This is a genomic window from Methylobacterium sp. D53M (genome assembly GCF_053345625.1).
Genome location: NZ_JBKFAL010000013.1, coordinates 24,424 through 41,187 on the forward strand (window position 1 = coordinate 24,424; position 16,764 = coordinate 41,187).

A 16,764-nucleotide genomic window follows, 5' to 3' on the forward strand; every position below is an offset into this window, starting at 1 on the left:
CCGGGACGACGGGCGCCGTCCCGGCGGGAAGCCTCAGGCGCGCGGCGCGTTGGCGAGGCGGAGCACCGTCTGCAGCAGGACGTCGGCGCCGGCGGCGCAGTCGGCCTGCGTGGCCGATTCCGACTCGTTGTGGCTGACCCCGTCCTTACACGGCACGAAGATCATCGCGGCCGGGACCTTCGCGGCGAGGTTGCAGGCGTCGTGGCCGGCGCCCGAGATGATCCGGCGGCGCGGATGCCCCAGGCTCTCGGCGGACGCGTCGATCGCCGCCACGATCACGGGGTCGAACGGCACCGGCTCCTTCCGCCAGATCCGGGTCAGCGCGATCTCCAGATGGCGCCGCGCCGCGATGTCGGCGGCCGCCTCGCCGAGCGCCGCCTCCATCGCGTCCAGGGTCTCGGAGCGCGGATCGCGCACGTCCACCGTGAAGGCGACCCGGCCCGGCACGACGTTGCGGGAGGGCGCCAGGATCGCGGCCTCGCCGATCGTCGCCACCGCGGTGGGCGCGTGGCCCAGCGCGATCCGCTCAGCGGCCAGGGCGAATTCCGAGAGGGCGAGCAGCGCGTCGCGGCGGCGCGGCATCGGCGTTGTCCCGGCGTGGCTCTCGAAGCCGGTGATCACGCCGTCGAACCACATGATGCCCTGGCCGCCCTCGACCACACCGATGGTCTTGCCCTCGGCCTCCAGGATGGGCCCCTGCTCGATGTGCAGTTCGACGAAGGCGCCGATCTCCCGCGTGCCGACGGCCTCCACCCCGCGGTAGCCGATGGCGTCGAGGGCCTCCGCCACCGTAGTGCCGGCGGCGTCGCGCTTGGCCAGGATCTCGTCCGTGGTGAAGTCGCCCGCGTAGGCCGCCGAGGCCATCATGGCGGGGGCGAAGCGCGAGCCCTCCTCGTTGGTCCAGTTGACCACGAGGAGCGGCACCTCGGTCTCGATGCCGGCATCGTTCAGGCTGCGCATCACCTCGAGCCCCGCCAGCACGCCGAGGACCCCGTCGAACTTACCGCCGGTCGGCTGAGTGTCGAGGTGCGAGCCGAAGGCGATCGGCTTGCGGCCCATGTCGCGGCCCGGCCGCAGGGCGTACTGCGTGCCGAGCGCGTCGACCGACACGGTGAGTCCGGCCGCCTCACAGGCCTCCCGGAACCAGTCGCGGACCTGGCCGTCCTCGGCCGAGAGCGTCAGGCGGTTGATGCCGCCGGCCGGCGTGCCGCCGAATTCCGCGGTCTCCAGGATCGTCGCCCAGAGGCGCGCACTGTTGGCGCGCAGGTTGTGGGTCTTGCTGAGGCTCATCTCGGCCATGCCGGTTCCTTTCACGGCGAGTCGCCGTGCGACGCTGACGTTATAGGCGGGCGCGACCGACTTGGCAGCGCTCCCACCACGCGCACCCGCGAGCAACCGCGGTGCCAACCGGGCCGGTCAGGCCAGCGGGCGCCGCACCGGGTTGGCGCGCAGGAGCGCGATCGCGTCGACCCGGAGGGCGACGGCGATCTCGCCGAGGGCGCCCGCCTCGATGTTGCTGATCCCGTCCTGGTCGGCGACGTCCGCGGCGATCAGGAAGACGTTCTCGCGCTGGGCCGCGGGCCGCTCGGCGACCGCCGCGACGTGGCGCAGGTTCTCGGCCCGGCCGAGGCGGGTGCGGGCCCGGGCGATGCCCTCGTAGAGCTCCGTCTCCAGCATCAGCGCGTCGTAGCCCTTCATCAGGACCGGGTCGGCCTTCAGGCCGTGCAGGGCGGCGTCGAATTCGGGGCCCGCGACCTCGCCGTCGGCCACGATGACGTTAGCGGCGGCCGAGACCGCCGCGAGCATCAAGGCCTTGTCGCCGGCATAGGCCGTCACGGTACGGCCGACATGGCCGAAGAGGTCGCGCAGGAGGCTCATTCCGGAGGGTCGGCCGCGGAGTCGGGGTGGCTGCTGGAACGCGAGGGATAGCAGAGGACGGCACGTAGGGAACCCGTCGCCGCGCGACCGGCCATAAAGGCGCGCGGTACCGGCGGCCAGACATCCTTCGGCAACATGGCCATGCGACTCATACGGCCGACCGCGTCCTCGAGCGCGGCCGACGGAACGCGGCCTCGACGATCCCCCCTCAGCCGGTTCCGCGCCCGTCGTCACGCCGCCGGAGCGATGTTCGGGTGCCCCCCAGGCCCGGACCTCGAGCCGGCGGCGGTCTCCGCCGCGAGATGATCGACCACAGCCGACAGCGCCGCGCGCTCCCGCGCGCCCGACCGGCGCGCGGCCGCGAACACGCCCATCTGCCGGTCGGCGCTGGTCCCCTCCGCCACGATCCGCGCCGCGTGCCCGCAGGCGGCGGCGCAGCCCAGCGCCTCGGCATCCTCGGCGATGTCGGCGAGGAGGGTCTCGACCAGCGCGGAGACCGGCACCGTCCGGACCTGCGCCGCGTCGATGAGCGTCGCGCGCACGCCGTCGCACTCGGCCCGCCAGAGATTCTCCATGACGAAGCCGCGGGAGGCGGCGGTCAGGCCGGCATTGAGCCGCTTGTCCCGGACCACCCGGCGCACGAGGCAGCGGAACAGCGCGGCGATGCACAGCGCGTCGTCGAGGCGCGTGCAGCTGTCGGCGACACGCAGTTCGAGGGTCGGATATTTCAGCGACGCGCGCACGTGCCACCAGAGATAGCTGGCATCCGCGATGGCGCCCGAGCGGGTCATCACGTCGACGTAGCGGGCGTAGTCGTCGGCATCGGCGAACAGCTCGGGCACGCCCGTGCGCGGCAACTCGGCGTAGGCGCGCATCCGGTAGCCGGCGAGGCCGGTCAGCTGCCCCTGCCAGAACGGCGACCCGGTCGAGAGCGCGAGCAGCACCGGCAGGTAGGGCAGCAGCCGGTTGGTCAGCCCGACCCGCGCCTCGGGGTCCGGGACCTCCACGTGGACGTGAAGGCCGCAGACGAGGTTGCGCCGGCCGAGCATCCGGAGGTCGGCCATGATCCCGTGGTAGCGGGCCTTGTCGGTGGGGCGCTGGTCGCGCCACCGGGCGGTCGGATGCGTGCCCGCGGCGAAGGTCAGGATCCCGCGCTCGGCGCCGATCTCCGCGAGGCTGCCGCGCAGATCCGCGAGATGCGCCCGCGCCTCCGCGAGATCGGCGGTCGGCGGCGAGGCCACCTCAACCTGACACTGGAGCTGCTCGCGCTCGGCGTCGTCGAGGCGGGCCCGCACCGCGGCGTGGAAGGCCCGGAGGCCGGCCCGCGGCGTGCCGCGCGTGCGCGCATCGGCCAGGAAGAACTCCTCCTCGATGCCGAACCTGTAGGCGTGGGCCATCCGCGCTCCCTGCCCCGGACGGGCCGATCCGCGTCCGGCGAACGCCGCCGCACCGGCCGGGTTCCGACCGCGCCGGCAGCGCGAGAAGCCTCAGCGCCAGAAGGGCTTGACGTCGAGGAGCTCGGACCGTGCGTCCGCGGCCGCGTCGAGCAATTTCTGTGCCCCCGGATCGTCGGGACCCGGCATCGGCGGTCCCGACAGGCTCTCGGTCATCGACCGGGCCGTCTCCAGGTCGTTGAGCGCGCCGAGGTGGTCCTGCAGGTCGGAGAGCGCGGCGCCGAACTTCTCCTGCCGGCGGACCGCCTTCTTCTTCCGGTAGAGACCGGCGAAGAACTCCGCGCCGTAGCGGAGCTTCTTGGCGGCGATCCGCGCCCGGTGCCGCGTGTGCGGATCGAGGTGCCGGAGGCCGCGCCCGCGCTTCTTGAGGCGCGCGCGCGCCTTGTCCAGCACCTGCGCGGCGAAGTGGCGCCCGTCGACGGCCGCGTCGGGGCCGGCGGCCCAGGAGCCCGCCTCGACCCAGCCGGCGAAGTCGATGACGAGCGCGCGCCATTGCGGGCTCTCGAGGGTCTCCGAGACCGCGTCGTACGCGGTGGCGCGCTCCGCCTCGGCGCGCGCGCGCAGGGCGTCCAGGCCGGGCTCGTCGGGGCGCTGTTCCGCGAGATCCGGCAGCGTGTCGCTCAGGAATACGTCGAGGTTGCGGGCGTGGCCAAAGGGCTCGGTGACGCGCTTGATCTCGTCGTTGAAGCCGGCCGCCCGGGGATCGCTCTCCAGCATGGGCCCGAACAGCGACAGCGCCGAGCGCAGGCGGCGCAGGGAGACGCGGATCTGGTGGAGCGCCTCGGGCGGGCGCCCGCCTTCCAGGAAGGCGGTCTCGTTGAGACGCATGTGGCGCAGGCAGGCGCGCGCCACCCGGCGGAAGACCTCCCCGGCGCTCGCGCCCTCGGGCAGCTCCACGGGCTCGGCCTTCACGACGCCGGGCTCGATCCCGTCGAGGAGCGCGTAGCCGACGGCGCTCTTGGCTTTCACGCCGAGGCGCAGCGGCACGGTCTCGGCCAGCTCCCGCGCCAGCGCGAACAGGTCGGCCGGATCGCCGGACTGGAGTTCCAGCTCGACCTCGCAGAGCGGCGCGACGCCCGAGTCGGTCTCGACACGGCCCTCGTCGAGGGTTACGAGCACGCGGGACTCGCCCTGCGCGACCGGGACCTCCCGGCGCTGCACCACGGTGGCGAACAGCCGCTCCAGCGGCGCGTCGGCCTCGCGCAGGACCGGCCCGGCGGCCGTGTCGGCCCAGGCCGCGGGCTCAGGCGCTTCGCCGGCGATCTCGGTCTCCCACTCGGCCCGGTCGAACAGGCCGACACCGCCGCTCCCGGCCTTCACGGTCTGGATATGGCGGTCGCCCTTGGCGCGGACGCGCAGGGTCAGGCCGTTCTTCCGGAGCGCGCGATCGGGCGTGTCGTAGTAGGTCGTCACCAGGGATTCGGGTTCGGTCGCCGACGTGTCCTTCAACCGGGGATGGGACGCGAGCGCCGTCAGATCCGGCCCGGCGCAGTCGAGCTTCAGCTCGACCTCGCGGGGCTCCGCCGCGGCGTGGCTATCGGTGTCGCTCATACGCTCCTCTTCGTCGCCTGCCCCGGCTAACGAGCCAGGGATGGGCTCCGGTTGCATCGCATCCTGCGTCGCATCTCGCGGAACCGGCATCGGGGCGTGACCGTCCGACGCACCCGCGGCAGCAAAGGCGGCGGCGCCGCCGTCGTCAAGCTGGGACGGGACCGGTCGCCCGCGGCGGATGGATGCTGCGCTGCGTTAAAATCGCGCTTTCCCAAAACGGCACGGCGTGGCAAGACAAATTGTCCACAATCCATCTGCCTCGCAGCCCCGGCCCCGACCGCCCGGAGGCGCACACGGCGCCGCGACGCGCCGGCGCGGCGGATTCCCCTTCGAGCGAGCGGTGCGCCCCTTGTGGACGGCGGCACCGCGGAGAAGATGCGGTCGGTGGCTGCTTTGAAGACACTCCTCGTCGGCGTGATCGGGCACGTCGATCACGGCAAGACGGCGCTCGTCCGCGCGCTCACCGGCGTCGAGACCGACCGGCTCAAGGAAGAGCGCGCCCGCGGCGTGTCCATCGTGCCGGGCTTCGCGCTGCTGACCGCCGCGCAGGGCGAGATCGACCTCGTCGACCTGCCGGGCCACGAGCGGTTCGTCCGCGCCATGATCTCCGGCGCCACCGGCATGCGGGCCGTTCTTCTGGCGGTTGACGCCCACGAGGGAATCAAGCCGCAGACGGTGGAGCATCTCGAGATCGCCGCCCTCATCGGCGTGCGCCGCGGTGTCCTGGCGCTGACCAAGGCGGACCTCGCGACGCCCGAGACCGTGGCCGCGCGCGCCGCCGAGATCGCTGCAGCGGCCGCCCGGGCCGGGATCGAGGCCGGCCCGGTCATCGCCACCTCGACCGTGACGGGCGACGGCCTGCCGGAGCTCGCCGCCGCCCTCTCGGCGCTGGTGGCGGAGACGAAACCGGTCCGCGACGACGGCTTCGCCTACCTTCCGGTCGACCGGGTCTTCTCCCGGCCGGGCTTCGGCACCGTCGTGACCGGGACGCTGCGACGCGGGCCGCTCGCGGTCGGCGACACCGTCGAGATCGCCCCCGGCGGCCGCACCGCCACGGTGCGCGGCCTGCAGATCCACGGGCGCGCGGTCGAGCGCGCCGAGCCGGGTCGCCGCACGGCGGTCGCCCTGCGCGGGATCGACCTCGACCAGATCGCCCGCGGGCAGGCGCTGTCGCTGCCGGGCCTGCTCGCGCAGAGCCCGTGGCTCGACGTGGCGATCACCGCGGCCGCGAGTTTGCCGGATGCTCTGGCGGGCGGCACGGCCTGCCGCCTGCTCTTCGGCACCACCGAGGTCGAGGCGCGGCTGCGGCTGCTCGACCGCGACGCCCTGGAGCCGGGCGCCAGTACCCAGGCGCAGCTCCATCTCGGCGAGCCGGTGGCGGTGCCGGCGCGGGAGCCCTTCGTGCTGCGCCTCGATTCGCCCTCCGTCACGGTGGCAGGCGGCCGGATCCTCGACCCGGCGAGCCGCCGCCGCCGGCGCCACGATCCCCGGGTCATGGCCGACCTCGCCGCCCTTGCGGCGGGCGGTCCCGCCGAGGCGATCACGGTCCGCCTCGGGCAGCTCGGCGCGGCCGGGGCACCGCTCAACGAACTCGCCCGGATCGCCGGTATCGCGCCGGACCGCGCCCGGCAGGCGCTCTCCGAAGACGGCGCCCGCGCGATCGGCGACCGCTTCGTCGGGGCCGCGGCCTTCGAGGCGCTGCGCACCGGCACGCTGGCCGCCCTGGCACACCATCACCGCGACTATCCGATGGAGCACGGCATCGCCCTGGAGCGCCTGTCCCGCGCCCTGGCGCTGCCCGAGGCGGTGACCGGCGCGGTCCTGCGCGACCTCGCGGCCGCCGGCGGCGTCGCCCAGGCGGGCGCCCTGTGGCGGCGGGCCGAGTTCGACCCCGCGCGGAACGAGAGCGAGGCCGCCCGCCGGCTGGAGCAGGTCTTCCGCCGCGCCGGCCTCAGCCCGCCCGACGAGGCCGAGGCCATCGGCCGGGACGTGCGCCGCCGCGAGGCGCTGACCTACCTCGTGGGAGCCGGCACGGTGATCCGCGCCGTCGACCGGGTGCAGCGCCGCGCCGTGCTGTTCCACCGGGAAGCGGTGGCCACCGCAAAGAGCCGCCTGATCGACGCCTTCCCGACGGCGCGGACGGCGGAGACCGGATTCCTGGCCCGCGAGGCCGGCGCGACCCTGGGAATCTCGCGCAAGTTCTCGATCCCGCTGCTGGAGCACCTCGACGCCACGGGATTCACCCGCCGGGCCGGGGATCGTCGGGTGATCGTCGCCCTCGAACCCGGTCGGGCGGTCACGGACGCCGGCTGACGCGGCGCGCTCGCTGCGCCGGCGTCCCGCACTTCACCCCCCTCTTCCACGCTCGAGAAACGCGGCAGCGCGATCGGGAACGGTGCTAGTCGTCCACACCCAACCAGTCGCCGCGTCCGGGCTCGTAGCAGGTGTACCCGATCAGGCAGTTCGGGTTGTCGCGGGTCGGCCGAAAGGCGCGCCGCGCGATCTCGGTGGGCTCGCAGAACGAGCGGTCGCGGACGAACCGATCGTAGGTCATGCCGCCGGTCCCGAGGACGAGCGCTCCGCGGGCCTGGATGAGGCGGATCGTCTGCTCGCAGGTCATCGCCGTGGTGGACGGCCGCGTCTGCGCCGCCGCGGGCGACGCGGCCAGCACCAGCACTGCCGCAATCCGGGTCATCATCGCCTGGGCCTCCGCGCGCCGTGGGTCCTGCGGACAACCCGGCGCGCCGCCGGTCCGCGCCGCGTCGCCTCGCCGCACGGCGATCCCGCGGGCCCTTATCAGTCCTCGAAGGCCTCGACGTGGACGGTCCCGGGCTCCTGGCGGCGGGCGCCCTCCTCGATCCGGGCGAGCTGCGCCTGCGCGCGGCCGCACGGGAACCCGTAGCGGGCGCGGACGCGCTCGCTGGCGATGCCCAGGGCCAGCCGGGTCAGGGCGACGAACTCGTCGAGCGGGTAGTCCTGCCCGACCGCGAGGTGGTCCTTGATCACCAGCGACGGCGAGTAGCAGGCCTCGCGCGTCCCGTCCGGCCACCGGATATGGAAGCGCATCTCAGGCATCGCGCGGGACCCGCAGCGTGTTCCAGGCCGCCGCCCCCGTGGCCGCGGCCATCAACGGCGCGTCCCCGGGCGCGAGTTCCGCGTAGGTCGGCAGGTGGCGCGCCGCGCAGGCGTCCCAGACATGCGCCCGGGCGACCTCCCGGCCGGCATTGCGCAGTCGCGCCCGCCGGCTCGGCTCCAGGCTCGCCCGCATGGCCGACGCGATGGCGTCGGTGTCGTCCGGGTTCACCGACAGGGCTTCGCCGGGGGCGATATACTCGGTGAAGGGCGGCCGGACCGACACGATCACCGGCGTTCCGCAGGCCATCGCCTCCAGAACGCACAGGCCGTAGCTCTCCGCGAGGGAGGGAGAGACCAGGGTGTCGGCGAGGCGGTAGAGGCCCGGCATGTCCGCCTGCGCCACGGCGCCGGTTCGGATCACCGGCCGGCCGGGCCCGACCTCGAGCCCCTCGCGCTCGAGCGTGGCGCAGCACCGGGCCTCGTAGCCGGCCTGATCGAGGGACGGCGCGCCGCCGGCCACGACGAGCTGCGCGTCGGGGCAGGTCCGGCGCAGGGCCGCGAAGGCCTCGATGATCGCCAGCGTGTTCCTGCGCGCCTCGAAGCCGCCGACGCTGAGGAAGACCGGGCCGCCGCCGAGGCCGAGGCGGCGGCGGAGCGCGTCGTCCTCCGGCCCGGGATCGGGCGTGAAGGCCGCCCCGTCGACGCCCGTGCCGACCACGTCGGCCCGGGCGCCGTACTCGGCCGCCAGCGTCGCCGCCCAGGTCCGGCTGACGCAGAGCAGGCGCCCGGCATCGAGGATCGCCCGCTCCTCCCACTGCGCGAGCCGCGCATCCGTGAACGTGTCGATCCGGTGGACCGTGCGCACGAAGCCCGGGATCAGGCGGCGCCGGGTCAGGGTGGCGAGCGCGTTGCCGCTGATCCGGCACTGGGCGTGGAAGACGTCGAAGTCGCAGGCGGCGGGCGTCGAGAAATGCGCGAGGTAGTCGGCGATCCGGGCGCCGACCAGCGCGGCGGCCGGTCCCGCGACCGGCTTGGCCGCGACCGAGATCACCGGACACTGCGCCGCGCGGAAGAAGCCGCCGCCGGTCGGGTCGGGCGCGTGGACCACCGCCTCGTGGCCGAGCCTGCCCAGGGCCTCCCCGAGAGCCAGAGCGTGGACCACGCCGCCGCGCGGGTCGGTCGAGTGCGTGAGGATCGCGATGCGCAAGCGGTCGACCATGGGACGGCTCACGGAGCCCAGCGGCCGGTCGGGGGACGCGCCGCGGCCCCGACCGCGCGCTCCGCCGCCCTGTCGGAGACGCGTCGGAGCGTGTTCTGCATGGTTCGTGCCGACTCGGCGTCACGCGTGCGGGTGCCACGACGCCAACGTCGCTGGGGTCGACCCGCCGCGCCGTTGTTGCCGGGAATCCTCGGGCAAGGGCACGCCTCCCCACTCATGCCTAATTTTGCGTTACGAATTCAGTGCGTTTTCAAACTCTGCCCGGAACCGCTCTTTTCAGGGCCCTGTGTCAGATTGTATCTACCGCTCACGAGAGCCGGAGCCGTCGGTCCCGTGTCCAAGACGCTGAACACTGTCTTCCCCGCCCGCAGGATGCTGCGCCGCCTGGGCTTGTTGGGTGCCCTCTTGGTCCTTCCGACGGCGGTCCTCGCCTACACGGACCTGCTGCCCGAATCCCTGGACATGCTGGGCTTCGACCTGGGCGACAGCCCGGACCTGCCCCACGTCGCCCGCCAGATCGCCATCGGCGCCCCGCTCAAGATCGTCGCCTTCGGGTCGTCCTCGACGGAGGGCGTGGGCGCGTCGACCCCGGCCAACGCCTACCCGGCCCGCCTGCAGATCGACCTGCGCAAGAAGCTGCACGGGATGGACGTGGCGGTCATCAACCGCGGCATCGGCGGCGAGCACGTCGACGACATGCTGGCGCGCCTCGACCGCGACGTGATCGCGGCCGAGCCCCAGCTCGTCATCTGGCAGACGGGCAGCAATGACCCGCTGCGCGGCGTGTCGCTCGACCATTTCCGCGAGGCCACTGTGTCGGCGATCCGCCGGATCCGGGACGCCGGCATCGACGTGGTGCTGATGGAGCCGCAATGGTGCCCGAAGCTCGAATCCACCCCGGGCGCCTCGCGCTTCCGCGACGCGGTGCGCAGCATCGGCGACGAGCTCGACGTGCCGGTGATCCGCCGGGCCGACCTGATGCACGGCTGGGTGCGCGAGGGTAAGCTGACGACCAAGCAGCTCTTCGCCGCCGACGGCCTGCACATGGCCGACCGCGGCTACGCGCTCCTGGCCGAGGCCGCCGCGCAGTCGATCCTGCAGGATGCCGGCCCGGTGCGCAGCCCCGAGGCGGTCGCCGAGTAGGCGCGCGATCCCGGCACCGGCTGGACTCGGCCGGCGAAGCTCCCCATCTCGGCGCGATCGAGAGCGGAGCCGAATCTTGAGCCAGGACGCATTCAGGTACGACGACCGGGGCGCCGTCCCCCAGATGCACGCGACCACGATCCTGATGGTCCGCAAGGGCGGCCGCGTCGTCATCGGCGGCGACGGTCAGGTCAGCCTCGGCCAGACCATCGTGAAGGGGAACGCCCGCAAGGTCCGGCGCCTCGCCAAGGGCGCGGTGATCGGCGGCTTCGCCGGCGCCACCGCGGACGCGTTCACGCTGTTCGAGCGCCTCGAAGCCAAGCTGGAGCAGTATCCCGGTCAGCTGACCCGGGCCTGCGTGGAACTCACGAAAGATTGGCGGACGGACCGCTACCTGCGCCGGCTCGAGGCGATGATGCTGGTCGCCGACCGCGAGGTCAGCCTGCTCCTGTCGGGCTCGGGCGACGTGCTGGAGCCCGAGAGCGGCGTCATGGCCATCGGGTCTGGCGGCAACTACGCCCTGGCGGCCGCCCGCGCTCTGGAGGATGGCGACCTCGACGCCGAGGCGATCGTGCGGCGGGCCATGACGATCGCCGCCGAGATCTGCGTCTACACCAACGGAAACCTCGTCATCGAGGCGCTGGATACCTGAGACCCGGCCGGGCGGAGCCTGGCTCGCCGGCTCCGCCGCCGTCGCTGCGCGCTCGATCGCACACGGTCTGCCCGCGTCGCCCGGATCCCGTCGCGGGCGCTCGCGCATCGGCGCGGGGTTTGCCCGGCTGAACGCGGGTCATCACAGCTTCCGCGCGAACCGCACCGCGCGCGAATACGCTCCGGCGCCGGTCTTCGCATCCTGCAGAGCTTCCTCGAAACCGCGCCCGGATCGCCGCGTCGCTACAAAATCCGGCCCGGCGCCTCTTATCTCAGGTTGTAATTGCCGACGACAGCAGTGCGCGAGACGATCACTAACGTTTGATTGCTGGCAGCAGATCCTCAACCGCCGTTAAACCGGATTCATCCGGGCGATACAGCCCGCTGTAAGATAAAATTTACAGCGTATAATTTACCACAATCGCCAGGGAACCAAATCCGAATTCCCGAATGGGGCCCTGGGGACTGACTATGCGCTCGATCAACGATGTCCGGATCGTAACGAAGCTGACTGCCGCATTCGGCAGCCTGGCGGCGGTCACGGTGGGGATCAGCGCTATCGGATACAGTCACCTGTCTTCGATTGAGCGCGTCAATCATCTCACGGAGCACTCCTATCAGGTCATCTCCGCCCTCGACGGCCTCACGCAGGCGATGGTCAATCAGGAGACCGGCCTGCGCGGTTACCTGATCGCGGGCGATCCGAAATTCCTGGAGCCGCTCCGCGCCGGCCAGAAGTCCTTCAAGGTGTCCCTGGAGAGCGCCAAGTCGCTCACCGCCGACAACGCCGCCCAGCAGGCGCGCCTGGAGGCCGTGCGCGGCTCGGCGGAGACGTGGTCGAACGATATCGCCGCCAAGGAGATGGCCCTCGTCGAGGCGGGGAACCTCGACAAGGCCCGGCAGATCGAGGCGAGCGGCGCCGGCAAAGCGTCCATGGATGCCCTGCGCGCCAAGATCGGCGAGGCCGAGAAAGCGGAGCGCGACCTCCTCGCCGCCCGAAGCGACGAGCAGGCGCGCTCCTTCGGCGCCGCCTACCTCGCGAGCCTGCTCGGCAGCGTCGCCAGCGTCGTCATCGCGGGGCTGCTGGCCTTCCTCGTCTTCGCCATGCTGACCCGCCCCCTCGGCCGCCTCGTGGCCGTGCTGCAGCGCATGGCCCGCGGCGAGATCGAGGCCGAGATCAAGGAGGCCGCCCGCGGCGACGAGATCGGCGCGGTCGGGCGTGCCGTGGACGGGATCAAGGCCATGGTCGCCAAGAAGGCCGCCGAGGAGGCCGAGATGAAGCGGATCGCCGACGCGGCCGCCGCGGCCGAGCGGCGCCGGACCATGATCGAACTCGCCGACAGCTTCGATCGCGCGGTCGGCGGCATCGTCGGCATGGTCTCGTCCTCGGCCACCGAGCTGCAGGCGACCGCCCGGACCATGTCGGCGACGGCGTCCCAGACCTCGAGCCAGTCGAACACGGTCGCGGCGGCCGCCGAGGAGGCCGCCTCCAACGTCAACACCGTCGCGGCCGCGGCCGAGGAGCTCGGCTCCTCGGTGCAGGAGATCGGCCGGCAGGTGGACGGCTCGGCGCATCTGGCGCAGCGGGCCGTCTCCGACGCCGATAAGACCGGCGCGCTCGTCCAGGAACTGAGCAACTCCGTGTCGCGGATCGGCGACGTGGTCGGGCTGATCTCGAACATCGCCGGCCAGACCAACCTGCTGGCCCTCAACGCCACCATCGAGGCGGCCCGCGCCGGGGCCGCCGGAAAGGGCTTCGCGGTCGTCGCCTCCGAGGTGAAGGCCCTGGCCGAGCAGACCGCCAAGGCGACGCACGAGATCTCCGGCCAGATCGCGCAGATCCAGGCCTCGACCGGGCAGGCGGTCACGTCGATCGCCGGCATCACCGACCGGATCCGCGAGATCAGCGGCGTCGCCACCTCGATCGCCGCCGCGGTCGAGGAGCAGGGCGCGGCGACCCAGGAGATCGTCCGCAACGTCTCGCAGGCGGCCGTCGGCGCTGGCGAGGTCACGAGCAACATCTCCGGTGTCGCCGGCGCGGCCGAGGAGACCGGCGTCGCCGCCGGCCAGGTCCTGGACGCGGCCTCGGAGCTGTCCCGGCAATCCGAGCACCTGACTGCGGAGGTCAGCCGCTTCCTCGACACCGTCCGGGCGGCCTGATCGGGTCGGGCGCGGCGCCCGCCGCGCCCCTTCCTCATCAGGACCCTGCTCAGAGGCGTGACAAATAATTCCGGATCAGCTCAGTTTACGACGTCTTGACGAATAACCGGCATTTTGACGCCAATCGCGTCTCGACGGTCGGATAGCAATGAAAATCGGCGGAAAACTCCTGAGCTTCGTCGGCGCCTGCAGCCTGACGACGCTGGTCGTGGCAGGGGTCAGCGTCGCGACGCTGAAGAGCTTCGAGCGCTCGCTGACGAGCGTCGAGAGCGCGTCGATCCGGGCGCTCGACGCCGCGAACTTCAACCGCCTCGCCGCCGAAGTCACCATGGACTCGCGCGGCGTCTACGCCTCCGCCGACCGCGCGGAAGCCGCGAAGTACACCGCCGGGATCCGCAAGGGTCTCGCCGAGATGGACGCGCTGCGGGCCGACTGGGCACCGCGGGTGACCGAGGCCGAGCGGCCGCTCTTCGAGACGATGGTGCGCAACGCCGACGCGTTCCGCGCCCTCCGCAGCGCCCTCGCGGACGCGGGCGACACGACCGGCCCCAAGGCGGCCGCGGAGCTCGGGTTCAACGACGCCAACCGGGCAAACCGCAAGGCCTTCCAGGCCAGCATCGACGCCCTGGTGAAGCAGGGCCGGGGCGAGATGGCGGCGATCAAGGCCGACACCCAGGCCCTGTTCGAGACGCGCACCCTCCTCCTGCTCGGCCTCGCCCTGATCGGCGCCGTGATCTGCTGCGCCCTCGGCCTGCTCATCGGTCAGCGGCAGATCGCCCGGCCGCTGCGGGCGGTCTCGGACGCGATCCAGCGCCTCTCGCGCGGCGACCACACCCTGCCCGCCGTCAAGCCGGGACGCGATGAGATCGGCGCGATCTGGACGAGCATGCAGGTCTTCAGCGACACGATGCGGGAGGCCGAGGGCCTGCGGCACGAGCACCAGCGGCTGGAGGCCGACACGGCGACGCGCAAGCGCGCCGAGATGGCCGGGCTCGCCGAGCGGTTCCAGGGCAGCATCGGCGGACTCGTCGAGCACCTCGCCGGGGCCGCCGCCGGGCTGGAGCGTGCCGCCGCGACCATGGCGGGCAACGCCGAGCACGCCGGCACGCAGTCGCAGGCGGTCACCCGCGCCGCCGAGACGACGGCGCACAACGTCGAGGCCGTCGCCGCCGCCACCGAGGAACTCGCCGCCACCGCCAGCGAGATCGGCGTGCAGGTGACCCAGACCTCGACGGCCGCCGAGAGCGCCGTCGAGGCGACGCGGCGGACCCGGGCGAGCGTCCAGGCCCTCGCCCGCAGCGCCGACGGGATCGGGCAGGTCGTCTCCCTCATCTCCACCATCGCCGGTCAGACCAACCTGCTGGCGCTCAACGCCACAATCGAGGCGGCGCGGGCCGGCGAGGCCGGGCGCGGCTTCGCGGTCGTCGCCACCGAGGTGAAGGATCTCGCGACGCAGACCGCCAAGGCCACCGAGGAGATCGCCGGGCAGATCGCCGCGATGCGGACCGCGACCCACGACGCCGTCGCGGCGATCGAGGAGATCGGCGGCACGATCGAGCAGGTCCACGGGATCGCCCTCGGCGTGGCCGCCGCCGTCGAGGAGCAGCAATTGGCGACCCAGGAGATCGCCCGCAGCGTCTCCGAAGCCGCCAGCGGCACCCGCGCCGTCACGGACACGATGGCGCTGGTCCTGGGCGCGGCCCGCGAGACGGGCGCCAGCGCCGCGGAAGTCCTCGACGCCGCCGCCGACATCGCGCGCCGCTCGAACGGGCTCGGCGGCGAGGTCGCGGGCTTCGTGACCCAGGTCCGCGCGGCCTGAGGCGGCCGGACCGACGCGCCCGTCATTTCGGAACCGCGCAGCCGGACCCGCGATGACGGAAGCGTCGCCGAGCGTTTCCCGCCACGTTGTTGCATTGCAGCGCGCGCGCCCCTAGGGTCGGCGCATTCGCAAGGACCCGGTGAAAGCCCGGGTGGCTCTTCCGGCCGCCGATCCGCCGGACCACGCATTCGAGACGCGCTCTGACCCGCCAGCGACGCGGGCACGCCGCTCGTGCGGATTCATCGATGTCAACACACCCAGCCCGGAACGCCGGATATCTCCGGTCGTGGACCTCCAACCTGCGCGGCGACACCCTGTCGGGGATCGTCGTCGCCCTCGCGCTGATCCCAGAGGCCATCGGCTTCTCGGTCATCGCCGGGGTCGATCCGAAGGTCGGCCTCTACGCCTCGGTCGTCATCGCCTGCACCATCGCCTTCGCCGGCGGTCGCCCGGCCATGATCTCGGCCGCCACCGCCGCCACCGCGGTGGTGATGGTCGACCTCGTGCGCGAGCACGGCGTCCAGTACCTCTTCGCCGCCACGATCCTGATGGGCGTCATCCAGATCCTGGCCGGGTTGCTCAGGCTGGGCCGGCTGATGCGGTTCGTCTCGCAATCAGTGATGACCGGTTTCGTCAACGCGCTGGCGATCCTGATCTTCCTGGCGCAGTTGCCCGAGCTCACCGGGGTCACGCCGGCGACCTACGGGCTGATCGCCCTCGGTCTGGCGATCATCTACGGATTCCCGCGGATCACCCGCGCGATCCCGTCGCCGCTCGTGGCCATCGCCGTCCTGACGGCGATCACCGCGATCTTCCACCTCGACGTGCGCACGGTCGCCCATCTCGGCGCCCTGCCCTCGACGCTGCCGAGCTTCGCCCTGCCGGACGTGCCCCTCACCCTCGAGACCCTGCGGATCCTCCTGCCCTACGCGGCGACGCTCGCCGCGGTCGGCCTGCTGGAGAGCCTGCTCACGGCGCAGATCGTCGACGACATGACCGACACGGCCAGCGACAAGAATCGCGAGTGCATGGGCCAGGGCGTGGCCAACATGACCTCGGCCCTGTTCGGCGGCATGGGCGGCTGCGCGATGATCGGCCAGTCGGTGATCAACGTCTCGTCGGGTGCCCGCGGGCGCCTCTCGACGCTCGTGGCCGGCGCGTTCCTGCTGGTGCTCCTCGTGGCACTGCAGGACCTGCTGGCCGTCGTGCCGGTGGCGGCGCTGACGGCCGTGATGATCATGGTCTCGATCAACACCTTCTCGTGGCGCTCGCTGCTGCGGCTGCGCACCAACCCGCTGCCCTCCTCGGCGGTGATGCTGGCGACCGTCCTGGTCGTGGTCGCCACCAAGGATCTCGCCATCGGCGTGCTGGTGGGCGTGCTGCTGTCCGGCGTGTTCTTCGCCGGCAAGGTCGCCCGGCTCAACCGGATCACGTCCGCCCTCTCGGCCGACGGCGGCACCCGGACCTACACCGTCACCGGGCAGGTGTTCTTCGCCTCGGCCGGCACCTTCTCGGAGGCGATCGACGTGCTGGAGCCGGTCGAGCGCCTCGTGATCGACGTCCACGCGGCGCATTTCTGGGACATCTCGGCCATCGCGGCCCTCGACCGGGTGGTCCTCAAGGCCCGCGCCCGGGGCCGCGACGTGACGGTCATCGGCCTCAACGAGGCCAGCGCGACGCTGGTGGAGCGGTTCGGCCGGCACGACAAGGGCGACGCCGCGGCGGTCCCGGCGGCGCACTGAGGCGGCGACCGGCCGACGCGTGGCCCCTTGCGCGGGGCCGCGCGCGACCCCATTCCCGGCGCGGGGCCGTTT

General features: G+C 72.8%; 13 protein-coding genes and 1 other annotated feature. Of the genes, 6 read left to right on the plus strand and 7 right to left on the minus strand.

Annotation, left to right across the window (positions count from 1 at the left end; all coding sequences use genetic code 11):
* Positions 1 to 33: 33 nt before the first annotated feature.
* From ACLBYG_RS18250 to ACLBYG_RS18265, 4 genes are all read right to left on the minus strand, one after another.
* Positions 34 to 1,299 (minus strand): allantoate amidohydrolase, encoded by a 1,266-nt coding sequence (locus ACLBYG_RS18250; protein ID WP_447682336.1) that lies wholly within the window; start codon positions 1,297 to 1,299, stop codon positions 34 to 36.
* A 117-nt stretch (positions 1,300 to 1,416) separates the two neighbouring features.
* Positions 1,417 to 1,878: a tellurite resistance TerB family protein gene (locus tag ACLBYG_RS18255; protein ID WP_020094590.1), complete on the minus strand. Its 462-nt coding sequence runs from the start codon at positions 1,876 to 1,878 to the stop codon at positions 1,417 to 1,419.
* Positions 1,879 to 2,108: 230 nt separating this feature from the next.
* Positions 2,109 to 3,275 carry a carboxylate-amine ligase gene (locus ACLBYG_RS18260; protein ID WP_447682337.1) on the minus strand — a complete coding sequence of 389 codons (1,167 nt, stop codon included), beginning with the start codon at positions 3,273 to 3,275 and terminating at the stop codon, positions 2,109 to 2,111.
* A 90-nt stretch (positions 3,276 to 3,365) separates the two neighbouring features.
* Positions 3,366 to 4,883, minus strand: a complete 1,518-nt coding sequence (locus ACLBYG_RS18265) for a CYTH and CHAD domain-containing protein (RefSeq protein WP_447682338.1) — start codon at positions 4,881 to 4,883, stop codon at positions 3,366 to 3,368.
* A 375-nt stretch (positions 4,884 to 5,258) separates the two neighbouring features.
* Between ACLBYG_RS18265 and selB the strand changes: the two genes are divergently transcribed.
* The gene (selB, locus tag ACLBYG_RS18270) at positions 5,259 to 7,196 is read left to right on the plus strand and encodes a selenocysteine-specific translation elongation factor (RefSeq protein WP_447682339.1); all 1,938 of its coding nucleotides are present in this window, start codon (positions 5,259 to 5,261) and stop codon (positions 7,194 to 7,196) included.
* Positions 7,197 to 7,281: 85 nt separating this feature from the next.
* Here the strand turns inward: selB and ACLBYG_RS18275 are convergent, their stop codons facing one another.
* The 3 genes from ACLBYG_RS18275 to ACLBYG_RS18285 all read right to left on the minus strand — a co-directional run bounded on the left by ACLBYG_RS18275 (position 7,282) and on the right by ACLBYG_RS18285 (position 9,177).
* Complete coding sequence (locus tag ACLBYG_RS18275) at positions 7,282 to 7,581, minus strand: hypothetical protein (RefSeq protein WP_447682340.1); 300 nt, start codon at positions 7,579 to 7,581, stop codon at positions 7,282 to 7,284.
* A 98-nt stretch (positions 7,582 to 7,679) separates the two neighbouring features.
* Complete coding sequence (locus tag ACLBYG_RS18280; RefSeq protein ID WP_026605168.1) at positions 7,680 to 7,958, minus strand: MSMEG_0570 family nitrogen starvation response protein; 279 nt, start codon at positions 7,956 to 7,958, stop codon at positions 7,680 to 7,682.
* Complete coding sequence (locus ACLBYG_RS18285; RefSeq protein WP_447682341.1) at positions 7,951 to 9,177, minus strand: MSMEG_0565 family glycosyltransferase; 1,227 nt, start codon at positions 9,175 to 9,177, stop codon at positions 7,951 to 7,953. The genes ACLBYG_RS18280 and ACLBYG_RS18285 overlap by 8 nt, the downstream gene beginning before the upstream one ends.
* A 333-nt stretch (positions 9,178 to 9,510) precedes the next feature.
* Here ACLBYG_RS18285 and ACLBYG_RS18290 point away from each other — a divergent pair, with 333 nt between their 5' ends.
* The 5 genes from ACLBYG_RS18290 (at position 9,511) to ACLBYG_RS18310 (ending at position 16,692) form a co-directional block, all read left to right on the plus strand.
* Positions 9,511 to 10,320: an SGNH/GDSL hydrolase family protein gene (locus ACLBYG_RS18290; protein ID WP_447682342.1), complete on the plus strand. Its 810-nt coding sequence runs from the start codon at positions 9,511 to 9,513 to the stop codon at positions 10,318 to 10,320.
* Between the two features lie 124 nt (positions 10,321 to 10,444).
* The gene (gene hslV / locus ACLBYG_RS18295) at positions 10,445 to 10,972 is read left to right on the plus strand and encodes an ATP-dependent protease subunit HslV (protein ID WP_020094598.1); all 528 of its coding nucleotides are present in this window, start codon (positions 10,445 to 10,447) and stop codon (positions 10,970 to 10,972) included.
* 470 nt (positions 10,973 to 11,442) lie between these two features.
* Positions 11,443 to 13,131: a methyl-accepting chemotaxis protein gene (locus tag ACLBYG_RS18300; RefSeq protein ID WP_447682343.1), complete on the plus strand. Its 1,689-nt coding sequence runs from the start codon at positions 11,443 to 11,445 to the stop codon at positions 13,129 to 13,131.
* A 148-nt stretch (positions 13,132 to 13,279) separates the two neighbouring features.
* Positions 13,280 to 14,950, plus strand: coding sequence for a methyl-accepting chemotaxis protein (locus ACLBYG_RS18305; protein WP_447682344.1), 1,671 nt, complete (start codon positions 13,280 to 13,282; stop codon positions 14,948 to 14,950).
* A 129-nt stretch (positions 14,951 to 15,079) separates the two neighbouring features.
* Positions 15,080 to 15,135 (plus strand) — a sequence feature (sul1 is cis-regulatory element that is thought to sense ions involved in sulfur or methionine metabolism; They are found in Alphaproteobacteria).
* Positions 15,136 to 15,195: 60 nt separating this feature from the next.
* The gene (locus tag ACLBYG_RS18310; RefSeq protein ID WP_447682345.1) at positions 15,196 to 16,692 is read left to right on the plus strand and encodes a SulP family inorganic anion transporter; all 1,497 of its coding nucleotides are present in this window, start codon (positions 15,196 to 15,198) and stop codon (positions 16,690 to 16,692) included.
* The last annotated feature ends 72 nt before the right edge of the window (positions 16,693 to 16,764 follow it).

What these genes read in the sequence shown, in the direction of transcription:
- hslV (WP_020094598.1), top strand. Translation starts at nt 10,445, where the DNA reads ATGCACGCGACCACGATCCTGATGGTCCGCAAGGGCGGCCGCGTCGTC.
- ACLBYG_RS18285 (WP_447682341.1), bottom strand. Translation starts at nt 9,177, where the DNA reads ATGGTCGACCGCTTGCGCATCGCGATCCTCACGCACTCGACCGACCCG.
- ACLBYG_RS18260 (WP_447682337.1), bottom strand. Translation starts at nt 3,275, where the DNA reads ATGGCCCACGCCTACAGGTTCGGCATCGAGGAGGAGTTCTTCCTGGCC.
- ACLBYG_RS18310 (WP_447682345.1), top strand. Translation starts at nt 15,196, where the DNA reads ATGTCAACACACCCAGCCCGGAACGCCGGATATCTCCGGTCGTGGACC.
- ACLBYG_RS18300 (WP_447682343.1), top strand. Translation starts at nt 11,443, where the DNA reads ATGCGCTCGATCAACGATGTCCGGATCGTAACGAAGCTGACTGCCGCA.
- selB (WP_447682339.1), top strand. Translation starts at nt 5,259, where the DNA reads ATGCGGTCGGTGGCTGCTTTGAAGACACTCCTCGTCGGCGTGATCGGG.
- ACLBYG_RS18280 (WP_026605168.1), bottom strand. Translation starts at nt 7,958, where the DNA reads ATGCCTGAGATGCGCTTCCATATCCGGTGGCCGGACGGGACGCGCGAG.
- ACLBYG_RS18275 (WP_447682340.1), bottom strand. Translation starts at nt 7,581, where the DNA reads ATGATGACCCGGATTGCGGCAGTGCTGGTGCTGGCCGCGTCGCCCGCG.
- ACLBYG_RS18255 (WP_020094590.1), bottom strand. Translation starts at nt 1,878, where the DNA reads ATGAGCCTCCTGCGCGACCTCTTCGGCCATGTCGGCCGTACCGTGACG.
- ACLBYG_RS18305 (WP_447682344.1), top strand. Translation starts at nt 13,280, where the DNA reads ATGAAAATCGGCGGAAAACTCCTGAGCTTCGTCGGCGCCTGCAGCCTG.
- ACLBYG_RS18250 (WP_447682336.1), bottom strand. Translation starts at nt 1,299, where the DNA reads ATGGCCGAGATGAGCCTCAGCAAGACCCACAACCTGCGCGCCAACAGT.
- ACLBYG_RS18265 (WP_447682338.1), bottom strand. Translation starts at nt 4,883, where the DNA reads ATGAGCGACACCGATAGCCACGCCGCGGCGGAGCCCCGCGAGGTCGAG.